Genomic DNA, 19,091 nt, shown 5'->3' with positions numbered 1-19,091 from the left:
GGTATTATTTGTGTTGTTTTAATGGGCACTATTATACCAAAATAAGCATGCAATGTAACGGTTTAATTTAATAAAATCATGAAGTTAACTTAAAAATAATGCTTGAAATCAAGCATGGGAAATTCAGACATCAACTTAAATTCAAGCCCCGCCAACAACCAGTCCAACTGTTGGTGAGTAATGGCTTCAAGCTGGGTTGACGTCTTCTCCATCTTAAATTTTCCACGCTCTAAGCGCTTGTGATAAAGCACAAAACCATTCTTATCCCAAAACAAACACTTAACCCTGTCACGGCTACGATTATAAAAAACGTAAACAGAACCATCGTTCGCCGGCGATTCAAATTCCTCAATCACCATGGCAGCCAAGCCATTAATGGCTTTTCTGAAATCAACAGGTGTTGTTGCAACATAAATCGCTGTCGTTTCCGGTAAGCGCAACATTATAACGCCCCTGCAAACGTTAAAACTTCACGTAAAATGACTTTGTCGGTCTGACCGCTGATTCCAAGGCGTACACCATTTGGCAACATTAACTGAATGGCCGGCTCATAGGGCGTGTTTGCCGAAGTAGGTTCAACAGCTGACTTAACCGCTAGAAAATGAGGGGATGTTCTCTGCGCTTTTGAAGCTTTAGGACGAAGACGTCCTCGCCAATAACAAAACGCTGAATGACTTATGCCTTGCTGTTCACAGTAAACAGCTTGGGTTAAACCACTGACTTCCCATGAGTCATTATGAGATTGCCAAAATTCGCGTCGTGATCTTTTCGGATTGTCTGTCATGCTGATTTTCTCCGTTGTTAAAAATAAACGGAGTATCAAGGTTGGGAAGGAACTTTGCTAGGTGAGGTTAATTAAGCGCTTACGATTTTATCGTTTATCTTGTCGAAATAGAAAATATTCAATGAAATAAGTTAGACAAAAATTCATGAAATTCTAGTGTTGGTCTTGAGGCGGCTAAAGGGTTCAAATAATTAATTGCGTTCACAGGGAGCCTTAATGCAATTCACTTTATATACTTAACATTTCTTGTTAAGTTTAGAGAGCAAATTACATAAAGTTAAGTTTTGATAGCAGCTCCTTTAATGCTATGTAGCTCATTATTTATTGGCAATGCTAAGAATATAAATTGATCAAATGATGGCATGGTAGATAGGTTAAAAAATTCTTTGCTAGAAACTGGAATACTTAAATCTCTAAAATCGAGTTTATTCGAGCAATATGAAAAAGGGGTTACTGCGGGTTTATTCACTGACAATAAACGACTCTCAAAGACAACATGACCACCTCTTGAAATTCAAGTTAACTGTCTGATTTCTTATGGTTTTTGGTGGCCTTTTGTTGTTTATCGTGATCTGGGTCAAAATCGGGTGTAGCGGGTTCAATTCCCGCCGCCCCAATTAAGTTGTTGATTTATAAAGAATAAATAGAATTACCTTCATATTGCGGCACCATATCGGCACCATTTCTCGGCTAAATAATTATTTTATGATTTATTAACTTTGATTGATGCAGTTCGTTCAGGGCGTACCAGGGAAAAACATCTTGCTATGCAACAACTGTCGGAACTATTAAAATCCAAGGCAGCTAAAAATAAGTGACATTTGTTGGCGGTTGGTGGTGATAACCCTAATGCGTAGTTCTTAAAAAAGATCGCGGGAATGTGGGATTCTAAATTTCTATTTTGGAAATCGGAAACCAACTATTTAGACAATAATTACTAAAGGGACGATTGTGTCGGAAATTGTTATATACACCTCAAAAGATGGCCATATAGAATTAGATGTCAATGTTGTTGATGAGATCATATGGCTTTCTCAGCAACAAATAGCTGATTTATTTGGTACCCAGCGTCCTGCTATTACAAAACACTTGAGAAATATATTTAGTTCCAAGGAGTTAGACGAAAATTCAGTATGTTCCATTTTGGAACGTACTGCCAGTGACGGTAAGAGATATAGCACAAAGTTTTATAATTTGGATGCTATTCTATCTGTGGGCTATGGAGTGAACTCAAATCAAGCTACACAATTTCGCATATGGGCAACAGAAGTACTTAAACAACATTTGGTTCGTGGATATACAACCTATGATAAAAGACTATCTGAACGAGGATTGCAAGAATTACAACAAACCGTTGAACTGTTACAAAAAACTTTAATCAATCATGAATTGGTAAATGATCTTGGTCGGGAAGCCATTCAAATCATATTAACTTATACTAAAACCTGGGATTTGCTCTTGGCTTATGACGAAGGTGAGCTCTCGTTGCCAAATATATGCTCCTTTTTTGTCGAAGCTGAGTATATGAAAATCATTGTAAGTCAGCGAGTTATTTCTTCTATCCCTTCCTTAATTTAAAAAATTGTCCGGTACAAAGGTCAGACTAATCAGGGCGATTTCATCAAAGTTCAAAAATTCATCATTGAGAATGAGCTAAATTGTAGGGATATGTTTTATTAATCTGGCAAATTAAAATAAAAAATGTTAAAAATCAGGCGCCTACGTTGGTCGACGTAGATTATAAAAATCTTAAGAAGGAGCCTGATTGTGTTAGAAAGTACGCGTAAATTTGGAAAAAATCAATATTTGTTTCATTGTTTCCTATCCATTGAGGACCCACGTGTTGGAGGGCGTTGCACGTATTCACTTTTAACGATACTGATTATTGTTTTATGCGGATTAATATGTGGCTGTGACAGTTGGAAAGCCATGGAGATTTTTGCCAGGAGCCGCAAGCGCTGGTTAAGCCAATTTATTGACGTCAGTGAAGGTTTGCCAAGCCATCACACATTGGCACGGGTATTTTCTCTGATTGACCCTTTAGAATTTGAGCGTTGTTTAAGTTCATGGATAGAAGGAATCAGTCAATTTTTTATGGATGAGCTGATTGCGATTGATGGTAAGACAAGTCGTGGCTCCTCTTATCAAAGGGGCCATAAGAAGGCGACCCATCTGGTGAATGCTTACTCCGCACGCTTATCCGTGACCCTTGGCAGCACGGTTACACCTGACAAGTCTAATGAAATAAAGGGGATACCTATACTATTAAAGGCGCTCAGTATCAAAGATAAGGTGATAACGATTGATGCAATGGGAACGCAAAAGGGAATTGCCAATTTAATACGTCTCAAACAAGCTCATTATGTGCTTGCTTTAAAAAAGAATCATAAACGCATGCACCGGAAAGTGGATAATCTCTTTCAAAAAGCGGACTCCCTAAATTACAAGGCCATGGTTTACCAACAAAAAGACACCAATAATTATGACCACAGCCGTTTTGAAGAAAGAACATACACCGTATTACCAGCCATGTACCTTCCTTCCTGCGGTCAACAATGGAAAGATTTAAGCGCCTATATCCGTGTGCAATCCACGCGGCATCTACCCACAGGAGACATTGAAACGGCTACACGTTACTACATGACATCCCTGCCTTATAAAAAACACAACTTAATGCGTCAGGCAATTCGCGACCATTGGAAAATAGAAAATGGCTTGCACTACAAGTTAGATGTCGGTATGAACGAAGATCAATGCCCCATATATCGCGGCTATGCAGATAGAAATTTGAGCATTATGCGTAAAATAGTCCTTAAATTATTAACCCAGGATACTTCAAACCAAGATGGCATTGCTTTAAAACGAATGAAAGCTGCCCTTTCTACTCAATATTTGAAAAAAGTGATTGGATTTTGAACTTTGATGAAATCGCCCTGCAGACTAATTGATTTTTTAAGGACCTAATATTTTCTTAAGCTTAGCTATTGTATTATTCTTCAACTAATCTAATTGAGAAAAACGCATGTTTAAAAAACCAACCTCTGAACAGGAAAAAAAAGAAATATCACAAGAAGATATTTCGTCTTTAATCAAAACAGGTTTAAGTAGCGTCATGTCGAAGTTACATACCGCTCCAAACAGCTTCGTATTATCAAAGCACTACTATCATTCTCTGGAAGATCTTTTGAAAAACAATTTATCCGGATTTAGACCAAGCCGAAGCCTGGCTGGATGTACGGTTCTTACCGTTGTAGCAAATATAGATAAAAACACAGGAAAGATAAGCACAGCAAACATGGTATTGAGCAACGCCTATCTTCATCAGTTAGATAACAGTTTTTCTTATTATCGCTTAAATTTACCAAACGCCATGCTGGAAATCGCGGAAAAATATGCCTTAACTTCACAGGCCGCCACATTAAAGACAACACTCCTTCTTCATGAATTAAAAGAAAAATTAAAGGAGGGGATAAAGACATTCGAAGAGAATTCACGTGAAATGGCAAAACAATACATTACCGAAGATGAATCCGAATATGAAAAAACATGTGATAAAAAATACGATGAACTTGCTTTTAATGCCATATTCAACCGCGATGAAGCAAACCATGAGGATAGCTTTGACAAGAAATATGATAGGTTTTAAAAGGCTATTGCCCACAATTAACCCATAGGGATTCTCTCCTATGGGGACTTTCCCCTAGCTCTTTCAATCTCACTGTAAATTTTAAAATCTTCAAAGTCAGATTTTTCATCCAAGATAGACCGAACATGGCTTTTCTTGAATGACTAAACAGCTAATCCAGCTTTTAAGCCAGAACACCAGAGGTTTTCGTAAAACATTACCTTCATAAAGAGGGAGATATTCGTTGAAAACTTCAATACGCACTGTTGCCAGATCGGAAATATAAGGAAGAGTCTCTTTTCCTATTACTTGGATGATTTGCTCATGGCGCTTTTCTATTGTTTTTTATTATTTTTATCATAACACCCACATTTTCTGGAATGTGGTATTTTTAATGAATTGAGACAAAATGATTTGAGCAGTCAAAAAATCAGTTTTAACCCTCAAAAAAGAGCCGTCTTCGAAATATAGGATAACAAATAATGTTGCGGATTATCAGGGCATGCACTAAACCCGCATTCTGCCAGAACTGAAAAGAAGTTGGTAAGGCTTAGTGAAAGGATAAGAGCAAACAGGACATGGCTCACCCATCCAAAAAGCCGTTTTTCAGCAGGCTTTTGGTATTGTTTCTCCAATCCTAAAATCACCGTCGTCAACAATAAAATAAGCGTGGCAGCAATAAACGACCAGGTATACATATGCAGACCGAAAATGCTTGAGCCATAAGTTCCAGTACCAGGCACAACATGCAAGGCAATTTGTCGTAAAGCGACAAAGGAGGTAAATAAAGCACCGAGTTGGCTCAACGCATAGTGACTGGGGCGAAAGTCATAACGCAGATTAAGCAGGAACCCTGTTGCCGTGATAAGAAAGCCTGCACGTTGCAAGAGGCATAAAGGGCAGGGAATTTCTTTAAATACAAACTGGAACATGAAAGCCAGAGCCAGTAATAAAGCGATAGCCAACACATCCAACAAGTTGGCGAATAAAGCAAATTTTTGCGCTGAAAAAAATGTATTTTTCATAAGTTAAGATGTAATTGAGTACTGATATGATGAACAAAGGTAGCAGAGCTTATCATCAGAGTGAATACTAAAAAAAAGATAGCTACTTTTCTTCGACCAAGCCAGATAAGAAGAATAATGAAACACAGCAATAAAAAGATCAAAGCCATCATCAAGCTTTCTCCTTGGAAAAATATAATCGTTGAGATAAATTAGTTTTGGCTTAATCTGATCAGTCTCCGGCTTTTAAGAAAGGTATGTCAAGTCAAGTTTACAATGTGCGACAGAATAGCCCCTGGAATATACCACCTAAAAAAGAAAGGATTAAATCAGGAAATGATATTTTAACTATCTCTGCTGAGCCATGATGACCTTGTGGTCAAGTTGGGAATAGATAAAGCTGTGTATAGAGGACGCTATGAATTCCTTTGATCTCAAACTCATTCATTTCCAATTAGCTTTTATAATATGGCTGAAGATGGTCGAGGAAGAGGAGTATATTGTGAAGTTGAAGAAACTTACTCAAAAATTATTATAAACTATTGTGCCGATTACTTGAGGGAGGCAGAAACAAATATAAGCACCCTGTTTAAATAATATTGTTGGCTGTAATTTGCTTCGCTAAAAATTGCAATTATATGAAAGATCTCAAAACCACAAGATATTAATTAAGTGGTACTATTTATCTCGAAATTGAAATAACCTAAATTACATGAACAATGAAATGCAACAGCAAATACAACAGTGCTTCGATTTGATTAAGGCGATTCTTAACAATGATCTACTAGGCGTATATTTATTTGGATCATCAATCGCAGGAGGTCTCCAAAAATACAGCGATATTGACTTGCTAGTCATTTCTAATAGATCAACAACGCATGATGAAAAAGCTAAATTTGTTAAAAATTTGCTTGAAATTTCTGGTATCTACATGAAAGGAGAGAGGTTTCCTATTGAGATGACTATTATTGAGAAATCTCAAGTTAGTCCATGGCACTACCCGCCAATCTTTGATTTTCAATATGGTGAATGGTTACGTAGTCAATTTAATGATGGGATTATCGAGCCATGGGGCTCAAATGAAATGCCTGATTTAGCCATTATGATCACGCAAGTATTGTTAGCTAGCAAGACATTATATGGTGCAAATCCACATGAAATTTTATGCAAGGTTCCATACACTGATTATATGCTTGCCACTTTAGATGCTTTACCTTCGCTGATGGCAGACATTGATACTGATACTCGAAATGTATTGTTAACGCTTGCTCGTATTTGGAGAACTGTTGAAACAGATACTATTAGTTCTAAGCCAGCAGCCGCTAGTTGGTCTATTAAACAATTACCTCAAGAATATATTCTCGTTATGCACAGAGCGAAAGCGATATGTATTGGGGAAGAAAAAGAATACTGGGATGACATAAAAGCGCTTATAAAACCCTGTGCCGATTTCATCTCAGATAAAATCAATTTTAAGCTGGCTCGAATCAACTTATCAGAAAATACATATAAATCTATCAATATGCTGAATGAATAGAGAAATTCCTCCAAAAACCCAAGGTTTAGAAACTACGGCTGATGAGTATCAGTTTCCTTGCGTTAACGCTTTTACAGAGTCTGGCAGAAAATTATTAATAAGTTTCTTATTCTTCCGCTTTTTTTTCCAATTTGTGGCCATCTAGGTGACGTTCATTATGTTCATTTTCCTGTATTGCTATTTGTCGCTCTTTTTTTGTTCTTCCAAATTTAATGCGATTTTCAGTAGACTTCTTTTCTTTCGCTGAACGATTTTTAGCCTTTCTTTTTTTATTTAGATTAATGATATCTGCCATTACATTCTTCATTTGATAAATAACTGTTGTTTGCTAATTATACAACGTAAATTGCTTATGAGTAATCTGTTGTGCGTGAATAGCAAAAAACGGATAAAGCGTTTTTTGCTCAAAATTATTCTAGATTGAAAAACTCTGACTTTCGCTACCATTGGCGTGAGTCTGTAAGCGATATGATAATTTTTTTAGAAAAGGAGACAGAATAGATCAAAAAATACATTATGAAATAATAGCAAACAATCGTATATTGATTATTGATGACTATCAGTCTTGTTAACTCAGCTCCTGAGATGATTATTAATAATTCACTTGAGTTATTGGAGTTTATGCAAGAAATGATTTGTGAATGAGGATAGCTGTCCCAAAAATCCATTAATGATTGGATTTGAGCTCAAAAACCTCATATTCCTGATATTTGTAGGATTTATATGAAACGGATAATTTGTGAAAAACATCTAACCAAAAACGTTTTGCTTTGAAATTATCTTCCAGCACAGAAATTTCCCAACTTCCTGTATGAGACTTTATGGTTGATATGGCGGCTTCACAACCAAACCCCTGCCTTCTAAATTCTGGCATGATAAAGAACTCAGCAAGCTTCCAATCAATGGATTTATTAATTGTGATGTCATGGGCTAGAGAAAAACCTATAATAGACTCATTATGTTTTATAACATAGGGAAATCGATTTTTTTCAAGCCAATAGTTTTCAAAGTATGGATACTGCTGATACTTGCCAGTATCGTCTAAGCGAAAGTGTTTGAATGCTGAGATTTGGTTGAACTCAAACATGTAAAACTGTAATAAGTTGCTAATGACATTCTTGTCTTGTTTGCTTACGACTTCCAGCATGAGCATAATTTGCCCCATTGGATAATTATGATAATAATTCTATCACTTTATCGAGGGGATACTGAATTTTGTCCCAGAAACCGCCAGGGTTTCTGGGCGCTTGTAATAAAGTATTGGCGAGATGGTATAGAAACTTATTCCCCTTGGCCCGTTGGAAACTTATTAAACTTTTTCGTTTCAGCTAATGCATCTTCCCACTTGGCTCTACTTTTATAAAAAATATGGGCTGTTGGAGCTATTGGGGGTTCAAAATCGATGCTACCAGCAGGCACAACCAGTGTTTTCTCATCATACATATAAGGTAAAGCAGAGCCACAAACCTGGCAAAAGCATTTTGTATGCCTGGTTCCTTCTAAATTATAAATTTGTGTTTTTTCTTCACCACTTAACCAGTTAAGCTTTGCAGTATTCGATATGAGATTAGCACCATGTATTGAGCCAGTATCTTTCTGGCAGTAAGTGCAGTGACAAAATAGAAATAAATCAAAATTTCCCTCGATTTCGAAGTTAGCCTGGCCACACAAACAAGTGCCAGTTTGTTTTTTAGTATTATTATTGGATGACATAGGAGTATCTTTGAAAAAGAAACATAAATATAAATGATAACTATAACAAACAAGTAAGAGAAAGCCCCCCTTTTTTAATACTGCCCCAGAAATGCTTGGTTAATGAACTCACTAAATCGCTCAATTGATTAACTTTGAAATCTTAACCAGATTTCTTAACGGATTTTGGCTTGATTTATCGTTGATTTGTCATTTTCAGAAGCGTATTGCACTATTTTCATAAGTCAACTTGACTAACGAAATATCTAGCTCCCGTTATTTATGTTTAGTGAATAATTGATATGGTATAATATCGAGCACTCAAGTGAATGACAAACTAATTGATGCAGATACGAATGAAAATATTCCTTCTTACAAACACTAATTTTGTTGGTGATAACAATCAACTTAAAGGTATACAACTTGCGATTCAAACTAAACTCAAAGAGCAATGTGAGTTTCAACAAATTGAAGAATCAGAGTTTGATGTCAATTCATTAGGTGAGAAAGATATTGTTTTAGTTTCTGGTAGTCATGGTCTTATTATTACTGATCAAATCAAGCAAAGTAAGCCTGGAACAAAAATAGTTTGGTCAGGTCATCAATATTTCGATGAATTTAACTCGATAAAATATTTCCCAGATATTGTGGCACTACCTGGAACAGCTTTATTAGAAATCGATAAAACTGAAATAAAGAAACGTGCTAAATTAATTGTCACAGCTGGAGTTTCGCACTGTGTAAATGATCAAACCGTAACAGAAGATCATGCGAAATTTAAAGGTGACCTACCAGAGCATGCTCAATATCCAAAACAAGTTGGAATTATCTTGGCCGGAGACGCACCAACCGCTGAAGGCAAAATGATGTTTTTCACGGAAGAAAACGCTAGAAAACAAGCTGTCATTATATCTAGTCGTCTCAAAGCTAAGGGGTATAATACAACTGATACGGCAATTATGATTACAAATGGTCCCAGGACTGGTAAACATAATCCCGATACGGGAAATGCCCATAATCCTGAACCACATCGTTCTGGCGAAGTGGATGCGAGTTCAAAAGCTTTTCTGGATGCAATAAATGAAGAGATGAGTCAAAGTCAGGTATTTTTCTATGACTTCCAGTTTGCTGATTTGAAAAACGGGCCAAGTGCTTACAAGCCAATGATTAAGCAAGTTGCAGATAGCCAGACAGGTCTTTGGTTTGTTCCTTCTGAGTCTACTTCCATGGTAACTGAAAGTAGTTTCTTTTTAGAGAAAGGAATACCTGTTGTTATCTATCATCCGTCAAGTGAAAATCCAGCACATCTAGCTCATGCTAAGGATGCGGTTAATCAGAGATTTGCTGTGGACGTTACCAATGAAGCGATTTCTTTTGAAATCTCTAAAGGTAAAATGGAATCCGCAGCAACGAAAATTGCCGAAGCTTTTTATCAAGCTTTGGTTTTAACTAAAATACCAAAGGTATCTTCAGTAAACAGCACAATGTATGGCACGGCTGCTAAAAGTGATGCTGAGTCATTCGAGCCTACACAACAAGTGTGCAAGTGCAAATAAAGCTCAATAACCTCATTAATCTTTGTAGGCACGTTTTGACTGCTTTTATACCGAATATATCTATGAATTGAGATGTAGTAATTTTTTACCGTCTTTTCGTAGATCGCCAGTGGGTGAACGTGTCTATATAAAGTTTGTTTTGACAAGAGTCGCGCTACCTCATGAAAGATTTTGGGACATCCAAGTCCCCAAAATCGACTCGCCAACGCGCGAAGTGTTTGTGCCGCGAGCGTCCTGTTTACGGCACGTTTGCTCTGAACGAGCAAAGCGTACGCCTTCACCAATGACTTAACGGCTGCAGAAAGATTTTTTTAACATCCCTTCGGGCTGTTTAAAAAAATCGCAGCCTATCGCGGACTACGCGCCTCGGCTTTCAGCCTTCCATGGCGCGCAGCGAATGACCAGCTCCTCACATAAAGCGCCTTCAGGATTTCCTATCGATGCCATTGCTCCCAGAGTTATGAAAGGCACCGATGTGATAGTTAACTATACGAAGGTTAAGGAATAGAGTCAGGCATTTTACACGAGACCCAAAACTTTTGGTTTCATCGGAGAGTTTCACCGATTCATCAGTCGTGCTTTATTCAAAAATTCTTCATTTATCTTTTTGCGTACAAAACAATGGAAAATAGAACAAGTCCCATGCCCGCTAATTCTAGTGGAGTCAATCCTTCACCCAAAATAATCCAAGCCAGAATCACAGTTGCAATTGGCATGATGGCTGTAGAAAGAGAGGCCATTATTCCATCAACGTGTTTTGCACCAATCAACCAAAACACATAAAAGAATCCAGAGCTTAAGCCAATAATAAATAAGATGAACCAAGTTACCATATTAATGTTTGCTGGTTCCCAGGGCACAAGGAATAACAAAGGCAATAATAAGATTGCATTAATTCCATTAAGTAAAGCAGAAGTTAAAAACAAAGGCAGGCGGTTTTTATATAATTTACAAAGTACGTAGTAAGACGCCTCGGGCAGCAATGCTAATAAAACAATGCTATCACCCCAAAAAGAATGTGAGGCACCAACGCCATTTAATTTATCGTAGGAGATAATAACCAATCCCATTGTAGCAAAAAAAACACATAATGCTTTCTCAGCTGATATTTTTTCGTGCAAAATTAGCCATGATAGAATGGCGATAATTGCTGGTAAGGCGCTAGTAATGATCCCTGCCACATTCGCATCCGTATAATTCAATCCTGTTAGCATCAAACCATTAAATAAAACACCGGCTGATAAAGCTTGAGCAAAAATGAAAAACCAATCCCGACGTGCAAACTCAGAAAAATGAGTTCTTAATGAATTTTTTCGAGAAAATGGGTTTGCCCAATGGAGGAGAAGTAATACCAATGTTGCCAGTAAGAAGCGAATTTCTAATAAAATCAATACTGGAATGGAAGAAAGGAGCAGCTTTGAGGTAACGATATTTACCCCGACCATGGTCTGTGCCAAAACAAGAAAAACTGCCCCGATTATAAAATAATTCTTTTTCATCACATCTACTTCTTTTTATACATCTTTTTAAGTTAGAACAATGTATCAGTTTCTATTTTATTTTCGTAGTTTAATGTGTGCAAATCCATTAGACATATATGGACCCTGCCGAGTGCTGTGTTGTGTGGACACACTCATTCAGAGGCAAAAATAAAATTTTCTGATAACATGGAAATTAGAGTAGGAGAGGCTGAATATTATCAGCCTGCGATTCAGGAAATTACTTCTATTTAGAGTGAATATTCGTTAAACAAAAAAAGGGGGTTTTGCGGGTTTATTCACTGACAATAACCGCAAGATAAAAACTGTAACTTATAATTAAATCATTTTTTCAGCCATCGCTTCATCATCTCATTGGACGAGCTTGATTCATCTAATGCCTTTTTTGCTTGCTCAATCCCAGTAACGGGAAATTCATTGCTATCAAGTAAGCCTATTTGAGCCAATAACGAAGCCTGATCCCAATAAATATGCTCTCCATGCACTTTGTTATTTTGAAAATAAACGATAACAACATGAGGTAATTGTACAAACTTATGCGTAGCAGCAATGCCTGGCAGCATGAAATCTACTTCACGATCATGGGTAAAACTTAACACCAGCTCATCGACTAAGGCATGCTCACCAATGATTCGTGAAATGGAGGTCACTTCAGCATCAGCAGGAATCTTAGGAATAAAATGATGTTTATAAAATTGATAAACTTCATCATAACCACAACCACCCGTCATTGTTGGAATATGATTGACAAACGGCTGCGTTGTCATGGTTGACATCGTCGCTTCAACATCTTTCAGCTCAAATTCATAGCGCATGTGTTCTTCCCATAACTTTTCATAGTTGCTTGACATAGCATTTCCTTCTATTTAAATAATTGTTGATAATAGACAGCTATAGCCCCGGGCGTCGTTATCCATATTTCTTGAGCTGACTTCTTTATGTGAGTTAAAGCGCGACGAAGGTGTCTCAGACGAAAAGGCTGTCCAATGATATAAGGATGCAGTGAGAGACCGAAAACCAGCGGCCTTAGTTTTGACTGTTCTAACATTTCATCAAAATTATCCATGATCATGTCAGCAAATTCTGAAGCACTGGCTCTATTGGGTATAATGGCGGGAATATCATTTACCTCTTGGGAATAGGGTATGGAAAGAATTCGTCCATTGGTCGTTTCAAGCCAAGTCGGTTGATCATCATGACACCAGTCCAGTAAATATTCATATCCGTCCTCATATAGCAAATCAGGGGTATTAAAACTCTCGGAAATCCATGGACATAACCAGCCTTTCGGAGCTTGTTTCTCTTTCCTGGTGATAAGCTCGGTAACCTCCCGAATCAGTGCCTTTTCTTCAGGCTGATTTAACCCCCCCTGTTGCTCGGAATTGGTACGGCCATGAGCAACAATTTCATCGCCACGGGCACGGAATGCTTCGATGACTTGAGGACAGTAATCATAAGCAGAAGAATTAACCAGCAATGCTATTGTTAAATCCAGCTGATTAAATAACTCCAATAAATACCATACGCCTACTCTATTACCGTAATCACGCCAGGCATAATTTAGCACATCAGGCTGAGAGCGTGTCTCCGGAGTAAGTGTTGCTCCTAAGCCTTCGCCAAAAGAAAAATGCTCTATGTTAAGAGCTATATAAAATGCCAGACGAGTGTGATTCGGCCAATCAAAAACCGGGCGCTCAATGATGGGGGAGTAGCTATAACGATGATGAGGTTTTGGCATTTATTCCTCTTTGAATGAATGCATATTATAAATAATATAGCAATTGTTCAAAAAATAGCAAAAACGAAACAACAATGATAAAGAAGCGAGTTCGACATAAAAGGCATTGACACCTTTTATGTCGCTCAATGAACATATAGGTAAAAAACTAGCAACTAACAGTACCAAGTTTTAAAAAAACCATTTATCAAAATTCAATAAACGGTTTATGCTTGAAAATAAACGAGTGTCTTGCCCACACCTGTTCAGTGCAAGAAACATGGGAATTAATTTAACGATAATAAGGAAGAATGATCACATGATGCCCCAAATCAGTCTATCCTTCCAAGCTATATTATAAAGGGACTTAAATGCTTCGCAGTATTGTCGCTCATATATACCCTCCATTTATATTTCTATTTTGGGTAACTATTTTTTTGCTGGTTAGCAAGCTGACCTTTTATTACAAACCTAAAAGCTGGCATATTCGAACTGATATGCATGGCACAAGACTCGTTATCAGTATAATCGGAGGCTTCTTCAGTATATTTTTAGGGTTTGTGACTTTTATTTCCTGGAGTAATTACAAAGACGCGACTGGCTTAATTGCCCAGGAATCTACTGAGATATACAATATTTGGGAAAACAGTAAAGCATTCCCACCTTCTATGTTTCAAAATGTAGATAAACTGCTTGTAAAATATGTCTCATCCTTAATCAATGATGAGTGGTCCTCAATGGCAAAAGGAATGCCTTCGTCAGTTACTGAAAAAATAAGCAATGAGATGTATACGCAATTTTTGCACTATCGACCATCGGATTCTTATATACAATCCTATTATAATCGAGCGGTTTCTTCTTTACATAAGGCTATCGAAACACGTAATCAGCGCATCGGCATGCTTAAAGTTATCATTCCCTCAGCATGGTATGCTATGATTTTATTTGGCACACTTATCATCATCACCGTTTCCGTTTTTTTATTGGAAAAGAATATCTTAGGGATGTGTATCCAAGTGATGCTATGCATTTTTTTAGCATTTTATATCACCGCAATTATACTGCTAAGTCATCCTTTATCGGGCCTGATCACGATTTCTAATGAGCCATATAAAACCCTGCTTCATAAGATAAAAAATTAGATGGCTATCTTTATGAGCAAAGCCTTGAACGGTGGGCTCCAGAAATTCCAGCTCATTATGAATGAGGAAGTGTTAAGCTCAACTCGTGAACTGTTGCAAATTTTGCATTGCTTTAATTCGCTTGGCCAAGTCATTCTTTATTCTAAATTCTAGAATATAGAATAGATGGATTGAAAGACACTGAGTCTGCCGTATCTTTCTGGAAAAGGGTATTAGCGCATAATAGAAAACCAGTAAAACATGACCAATTTCAGGATTTTATTTACTATGAAATTCATAATTTTAATAAAAAGCAACTAAAATAATAAAAACTGAAGAAATTTTATACTCTAACGATTTGCTGCCAATCATCTTTTGAAAATGGTAGGATATATGATATGTCAAATCGGATCATATTTTTAAATCCATGGTTGCTGGCCGACTAACCGATCACTTACAATGCCGCCAGTCTGCTCTGTGGATTTTGGCTCTAAAAGCAATACATGAGCTTCTTCATCTGCAATTGGTTTATGTTCCTTTGGGGACAATGAAAAACTCGCCCTCATTTAAGGAAATAGATCCATCTCTTAATTCAATTCTGAGCTTTCCTTTTATCACCAAAAATAATTCATCTTCATTTTCGTGGCTATGCCACATAAATTCTCCTTTGAATTTTGCAAGTTTCACATATTGCCCATTTAGCTCACCAACAATATATGGAGACCAATGTTTTTCAAAAAGATTGAATTTTTCGGCTAAATTAATTTTTTTCATGAATGGCTCAAGGATGTTATAAATTACAATCTAATTATACTATAGGAAAATTAAGGGACTCCAATCTTATGTCATCCAATCAAAGTATTGTGGATTATATTATCGAGCAAATTTCAGAAGCAGGAGAGGTGTATTCAAAAAAAATGTTTGGTGAATACGCCATTTATTGTGGCCCAAAAGTGGTAGCGCTTGTCTGTGATGACCAATTATTCGTTAAACCAACAAAAGCAGGCAAAGAGTATATCTCAAATTATATTGAAGCATGCCCCTATCAAGGTGCAAAGCCATATCTATTGATTTCAGGAGATTACTGGGATGACAGTGAATGGTTAACAGAATTAATTAAAATCACTGCCTTTGAATTACCAATAACAAAGAAAAAGAAGAATAAAGTGAAATACAACCAGGAATAAATGTTTTGATGATATGGACAATGTGTAAAGTTTGTTATCTCCATATCATTAAAACTGAGAGATATTTTATGCTCAATGATTTTTTAGAGATGAGAGGATGTATCATGTTAAGAATATTATGCAAAAAAGCGAAAATTTACCTGATGCTCTTTTGCCTCTTTTCTATTTAATTCTTTACTATTTGATAGCATAACCGAACGTTTGTGTGGTGTCTTAATCGGTTTAAATTGGTAATCTATCTATTGATAAGAAAAAGTTAAATGTGTTGCCATAAAATTTCCTATATTGAACTTATAGTATAATTAATACACATTTAAATCTCATGACCTAAATATGACACAATCCAAAACAGATAAATCCAATATAGAATCTGATGTGGAAATCATTAGGAAGAAAGCTAAGATAGAGCAAGTAAGTGTCGCTACAGTGACGGGCAATGGCTCTCCTGTAACCCATGGCTACGGAGATGTTGCGGTGGATAAAGATACGATTTTCAAAGCCGCATCACTAAGTAAACCTGTTTTTGCTTACCTTGTATTAAAACTTGTAGAAGCTGGGAAGCTCACTTTAGATATGAATGGCCTTAATGACATTTTGCCCTTTAAGACCTTTTGTGAACAACACGGTTTTAAATGGAAAAATGATGAAGAAATCAATGAAGAGGATATTGCTCGTATTAATGCTTTTACACCAGAAATGATTCTCTCACATAAAACCGGTTTTGACTTAAGTAGGACAAATCAAGTCAATCATCAATTTGAACCTGGCCAAGAGTATTATAGGTATTCAGGATTACCCTTGTTTTATTTGCAAAAAGTGATTGAAAAACTTAACGAACCACAACTCGCTTTAATGCCAGATAATGATTCCTTTGAAGAAAATAAACTGTATATTTCAATTCATCCCCCGAATCTAAGATATACAATTTTTAATCTTAGCGGGATAGGTATATCCAGCACTATTGACTTAAAATCCCTAAATTGTAACATTAAGCAAATTACAGATATCCACGAACTTAATCCATATCTACCCAAAATTCTTGAAGAGGTTGCAAGACGTGGCCATACTTCAAATCTTGATGTGCTTGCTAAGAAATATGTATTCGAGCCTTTACATATGAACCATAGCAGTTTTGGGGAAAATCCATGTGCCGCCAATAGTTTAGACACTACTGCTGAGGATTATGCATTGTTTGTGCAAGCCTGGATGAATGATAAAAAACTGCAGTATGCATTCCAGTTTCAGATTCGTATGACTCGGGATCCTTGGGCGCAAGAGGTTGTTCCTAACAAAGAAGATTTAAAATACGTGGCTGAATGTTTGGGCTTTCAACTTGAAATAGATGAAAATGGCAAATCACTGTCAGCATTCAAGACCGGTGATATGGGGCAGTGGAGAGGATGGGTTACTATCGATTTGAATGAGGATAGAGAACAAAGGAAAGCAACCGTTTATTTTGCAAAAGGGCCAGAGCCTGATGGGAATGGGCATATTCTTGCTAAGACCTTAATGGACGGTTATCAATTAGAACATGGATTTTATTGGTTTAAAGAGAAATACGGTTTTTCCACTGGTATAGAAGAAGAGGAAGAAGACTGGGAATTTTCACAAAAAATGCGTTGTGCTCGAGGGATGGAGTATCAAGATAAATCACCAAGAGTGACGAACCTAAAGGAAGAAGTCGCTAATTTTATTGATAGCACACAAAAAATGTTTCAACGAATGCCACCCAGATTAGAGCCAAGGCCAAAAACGATTGAATCGCAAAAGGATCAAACAAGCTTAAATCATACGCCAGTCCAGGAAGTTAAAGAAAAAAAGGAAGATAATGAAGTGCAAGAGGAGCAGAAGTTTAATCCCACACCATTTCCTACTTCTTATGAGCCTAATAAGCAATGAGTTGCTTTGCCCTGTTGTTGATTATTTTCAGTTTGGGGCTGATTGAAAAAGACGGGGGCTTCATTATGTTGGGGTATGTAGCGACCACAATATACGTTAGCTTTGTTTCTTTATTTATTATGACAGCCATCCAACATATTATGGCCTGGATAGATATGGCTTTATAAATATTGTTCGTTTTGGCAGTTTTTTCAACTCAAGGTATTGAGTTCTCATAAAAATGGAATAAGGTTAAAAGAATTCTTGTAAAAATGAAAATATCATGACCTTTTTTGCTCAATATTTTTACTTTATCGCCAGTTTGATACTCACCTGTTATGCCTTGATGGTATCCAGCAGCTTTTTAAACCCTTTACTGGCGGCTTTTATACTGACTTTGGCATTACAACCATTGGCAAATGGTTTTGAAAAAATAAAGATACCACGGTTGTTAAGCTCAATCCTTTGTGTGGTTCTTTTGATATTCATTATTCTGACAGTGATTATTTTCTTTTCCTTACAGGTTGGAAATATGGATTTTGCATTAAATTCCATCAAAATCACATACAATGGAATCTTTGGAAAAATACAGCATTTAATTTCGGATACATTAAACATTACTCTCGACGAACAGGCCTCTTTACTCAAGGAATTTTATACCACCGCCTTAAAAAACAGTGCCTCTTTTATTAACAATACCTTGTCCTTTACGACTAATTTTTTAAGCTCATTGGTGTTATTTGCGATATCGTTAATTTTTATGCTTTATTACCGCAGGTTTCTGGTTTCTTTTTTATTTAAGGCAGTTCGTTCTGAATATCATTCAACTTTAAAAAGAATCATAAAAAAAATTCCATTAGTGGTTAGGCATTATGTATTTGGTTTATCCCTTATTATTATCATTGTAGCTGTCTTGAATTCGATTGGGCTTTTGATTTTGGGCATCAAAAACGCCATGATTTTTGGAGTCATGGCAGCCATCCTGACCCTTATTCCATACATCGGTATTGTGATAGGTTCTCTCCTTCCCATGCTCTTTGCTTTTCTCACAAAAGACTCCTTATGGTATCCAGTCGGTGTTTTAGCTGTTTTTATGTTGGTTCAATTTCTTGAAGGCAATTTCCTGACGCCTAATATCGTAGGCAGACAAGTAAGCATAAACCCCTTCGCGGCCATTTTGGGATTGATTCTGGGGGGAACTATGCTCGGCGTGGTTGGTATTTTATTTGCAATTCCACTATTAGCTATTTTTAAAGCCGTTTGTGATGAAATACCCGCTCTCAAACCTGTAGGCTACCTTATTGGCGATGCAACAAATAAAGTCTATTGAGGGTGAGAGAATGGCGAGTTTAAGCTTCGGCACTGATTAAATGGCGCTTTATTAATCTCGACTTTAGCCATTTTTTAGGGATCGAATCCCCGCTACTTGATAGCGGGGTCCATACGGAGCTTCGCATGGATACCGCGATCGATGCCGCGGTAATTCGTGCC

General features: G+C 36.9%; 21 protein-coding genes. 10 read left to right on the top strand and 11 right to left on the bottom strand.

From position 1 onward, the window contains the following. Positions 1 to 89: 89 nt before the first annotated feature. Both tnpB and tnpA read right to left on the bottom strand, forming a co-directional pair. Positions 90 to 443, bottom strand: a complete 354-nt coding sequence (gene tnpB, locus E4T55_RS07595) for an IS66 family insertion sequence element accessory protein TnpB (protein ID WP_058501898.1) — start codon at positions 441 to 443, stop codon at positions 90 to 92. Continuing rightward, positions 443 to 784: an IS66 family insertion sequence element accessory protein TnpA gene (tnpA, locus tag E4T55_RS07590; protein ID WP_058501899.1), complete on the bottom strand. Its 342-nt coding sequence runs from the start codon at positions 782 to 784 to the stop codon at positions 443 to 445. Before tnpA ends, tnpB begins: the two co-directional genes overlap by 1 nt. A gap of 951 nt (positions 785 to 1,735) precedes the next feature. Here tnpA and E4T55_RS07585 point away from each other — a divergent pair. From E4T55_RS07585 to E4T55_RS07575, 3 genes are all read left to right on the top strand, one after another. Next, positions 1,736 to 2,362 carry a virulence RhuM family protein gene (locus E4T55_RS07585; RefSeq protein ID WP_058502885.1) on the top strand — a complete coding sequence of 209 codons (627 nt, stop codon included), beginning with the start codon at positions 1,736 to 1,738 and terminating at the stop codon, positions 2,360 to 2,362. A gap of 189 nt (positions 2,363 to 2,551) precedes the next feature. Further along, complete coding sequence (locus E4T55_RS07580) at positions 2,552 to 3,700, top strand: ISAs1 family transposase (protein ID WP_115325318.1); 1,149 nt, start codon at positions 2,552 to 2,554, stop codon at positions 3,698 to 3,700. A 106-nt stretch (positions 3,701 to 3,806) separates the two neighbouring features. Beyond that, the gene (locus E4T55_RS07575; RefSeq protein ID WP_058502739.1) at positions 3,807 to 4,430 is read left to right on the top strand and encodes a hypothetical protein; all 624 of its coding nucleotides are present in this window, start codon (positions 3,807 to 3,809) and stop codon (positions 4,428 to 4,430) included. 422 nt (positions 4,431 to 4,852) lie between these two features. Here the strand turns inward: E4T55_RS07575 and E4T55_RS07570 are convergent, their stop codons facing one another. Both E4T55_RS07570 and E4T55_RS15620 read right to left on the bottom strand, forming a co-directional pair. Then, entirely contained in the window at positions 4,853 to 5,434 is a 582-nt protein-coding gene (locus tag E4T55_RS07570) for a disulfide bond formation protein B (protein WP_058502738.1), read from the bottom strand. Continuing rightward, positions 5,431 to 5,583, bottom strand: a complete 153-nt coding sequence (locus E4T55_RS15620; protein ID WP_418287828.1) for a DUF5993 family protein — start codon at positions 5,581 to 5,583, stop codon at positions 5,431 to 5,433. The genes E4T55_RS07570 and E4T55_RS15620 overlap by 4 nt, the downstream gene beginning before the upstream one ends. Before the next feature lie 554 nt (positions 5,584 to 6,137). Between E4T55_RS15620 and E4T55_RS07565 the strand changes: the two genes are divergently transcribed. Further along, positions 6,138 to 6,950 carry an aminoglycoside adenylyltransferase domain-containing protein gene (locus E4T55_RS07565; RefSeq protein ID WP_223168289.1) on the top strand — a complete coding sequence of 271 codons (813 nt, stop codon included), beginning with the start codon at positions 6,138 to 6,140 and terminating at the stop codon, positions 6,948 to 6,950. Positions 6,951 to 7,056: 106 nt separating this feature from the next. On the opposite strand, the gene E4T55_RS07560 is transcribed toward E4T55_RS07565, so the two are convergent. From E4T55_RS07560 to E4T55_RS07550, 3 genes are all read right to left on the bottom strand, one after another. Beyond that, positions 7,057 to 7,245, bottom strand: a complete 189-nt coding sequence (locus E4T55_RS07560) for a DUF4169 family protein (protein WP_058502736.1) — start codon at positions 7,243 to 7,245, stop codon at positions 7,057 to 7,059. Between the two features lie 372 nt (positions 7,246 to 7,617). Beyond that, positions 7,618 to 8,103: a GNAT family N-acetyltransferase gene (locus E4T55_RS07555; protein ID WP_058502734.1), complete on the bottom strand. Its 486-nt coding sequence runs from the start codon at positions 8,101 to 8,103 to the stop codon at positions 7,618 to 7,620. A 128-nt stretch (positions 8,104 to 8,231) separates the two neighbouring features. Further along, positions 8,232 to 8,663 (bottom strand): GFA family protein, encoded by a 432-nt coding sequence (locus E4T55_RS07550; protein WP_058502733.1) that lies wholly within the window; start codon positions 8,661 to 8,663, stop codon positions 8,232 to 8,234. Positions 8,664 to 8,998: 335 nt separating this feature from the next. Between E4T55_RS07550 and E4T55_RS07545 the strand changes: the two genes are divergently transcribed. Then, positions 8,999 to 10,198, top strand: coding sequence for a hypothetical protein (locus E4T55_RS07545; protein WP_058502732.1), 1,200 nt, complete (start codon positions 8,999 to 9,001; stop codon positions 10,196 to 10,198). A gap of 599 nt (positions 10,199 to 10,797) precedes the next feature. On the opposite strand, the gene E4T55_RS07540 is transcribed toward E4T55_RS07545, so the two are convergent. The 3 genes from E4T55_RS07540 to E4T55_RS07530 form a co-directional block, all read right to left on the bottom strand. Next, the gene (locus E4T55_RS07540; protein ID WP_058501034.1) at positions 10,798 to 11,697 is read right to left on the bottom strand and encodes a DMT family transporter; all 900 of its coding nucleotides are present in this window, start codon (positions 11,695 to 11,697) and stop codon (positions 10,798 to 10,800) included. Between the two features lie 323 nt (positions 11,698 to 12,020). Next, a complete protein-coding gene (locus tag E4T55_RS07535; protein WP_058501033.1) occupies positions 12,021 to 12,548 on the bottom strand; it encodes a hypothetical protein in 528 nt (175 codons plus the stop codon). Between the two features lie 11 nt (positions 12,549 to 12,559). Continuing rightward, complete coding sequence (locus tag E4T55_RS07530) at positions 12,560 to 13,435, bottom strand: polysaccharide deacetylase family protein (protein WP_058501032.1); 876 nt, start codon at positions 13,433 to 13,435, stop codon at positions 12,560 to 12,562. Positions 13,436 to 13,785: 350 nt separating this feature from the next. Between E4T55_RS07530 and E4T55_RS07525 the strand changes: the two genes are divergently transcribed. After that, complete coding sequence (locus tag E4T55_RS07525) at positions 13,786 to 14,556, top strand: bestrophin-like domain (RefSeq protein ID WP_058501031.1); 771 nt, start codon at positions 13,786 to 13,788, stop codon at positions 14,554 to 14,556. A gap of 507 nt (positions 14,557 to 15,063) precedes the next feature. On the opposite strand, the gene E4T55_RS07520 is transcribed toward E4T55_RS07525, so the two are convergent. Beyond that, on the bottom strand, positions 15,064 to 15,309 hold the full coding sequence (locus E4T55_RS07520) for a cupin domain-containing protein (RefSeq protein WP_223168290.1): 246 nt from the start codon (positions 15,307 to 15,309) through the stop codon (positions 15,064 to 15,066). 68 nt (positions 15,310 to 15,377) lie between these two features. Between E4T55_RS07520 and E4T55_RS07515 the strand changes: the two genes are divergently transcribed. The 4 genes from E4T55_RS07515 (at position 15,378) to E4T55_RS07500 (ending at position 18,930) form a co-directional block, all read left to right on the top strand. After that, on the top strand, positions 15,378 to 15,722 hold the full coding sequence (locus E4T55_RS07515; protein WP_058501056.1) for a TfoX/Sxy family protein: 345 nt from the start codon (positions 15,378 to 15,380) through the stop codon (positions 15,720 to 15,722). Positions 15,723 to 16,055: 333 nt separating this feature from the next. Then, positions 16,056 to 17,621, top strand: coding sequence for a serine hydrolase (locus E4T55_RS07510; RefSeq protein WP_058501030.1), 1,566 nt, complete (start codon positions 16,056 to 16,058; stop codon positions 17,619 to 17,621). Then, positions 17,618 to 17,788, top strand: a complete 171-nt coding sequence (locus E4T55_RS07505) for an exopolysaccharide biosynthesis protein (RefSeq protein ID WP_223168291.1) — start codon at positions 17,618 to 17,620, stop codon at positions 17,786 to 17,788. Before E4T55_RS07510 ends, E4T55_RS07505 begins: the two co-directional genes overlap by 4 nt. Positions 17,789 to 17,883: 95 nt before the next feature. Next, on the top strand, positions 17,884 to 18,930 hold the full coding sequence (locus tag E4T55_RS07500) for an AI-2E family transporter (protein ID WP_065235970.1): 1,047 nt from the start codon (positions 17,884 to 17,886) through the stop codon (positions 18,928 to 18,930). Positions 18,931 to 19,091 lie beyond the last annotated feature (161 nt).

This window comes from Legionella israelensis, assembly GCF_004571175.1.
Lineage (GTDB): Bacteria > Pseudomonadota > Gammaproteobacteria > Legionellales > Legionellaceae > Legionella_D > Legionella_D israelensis.
This window is presented reverse-complemented; position numbering and strand designations above follow the sequence as displayed.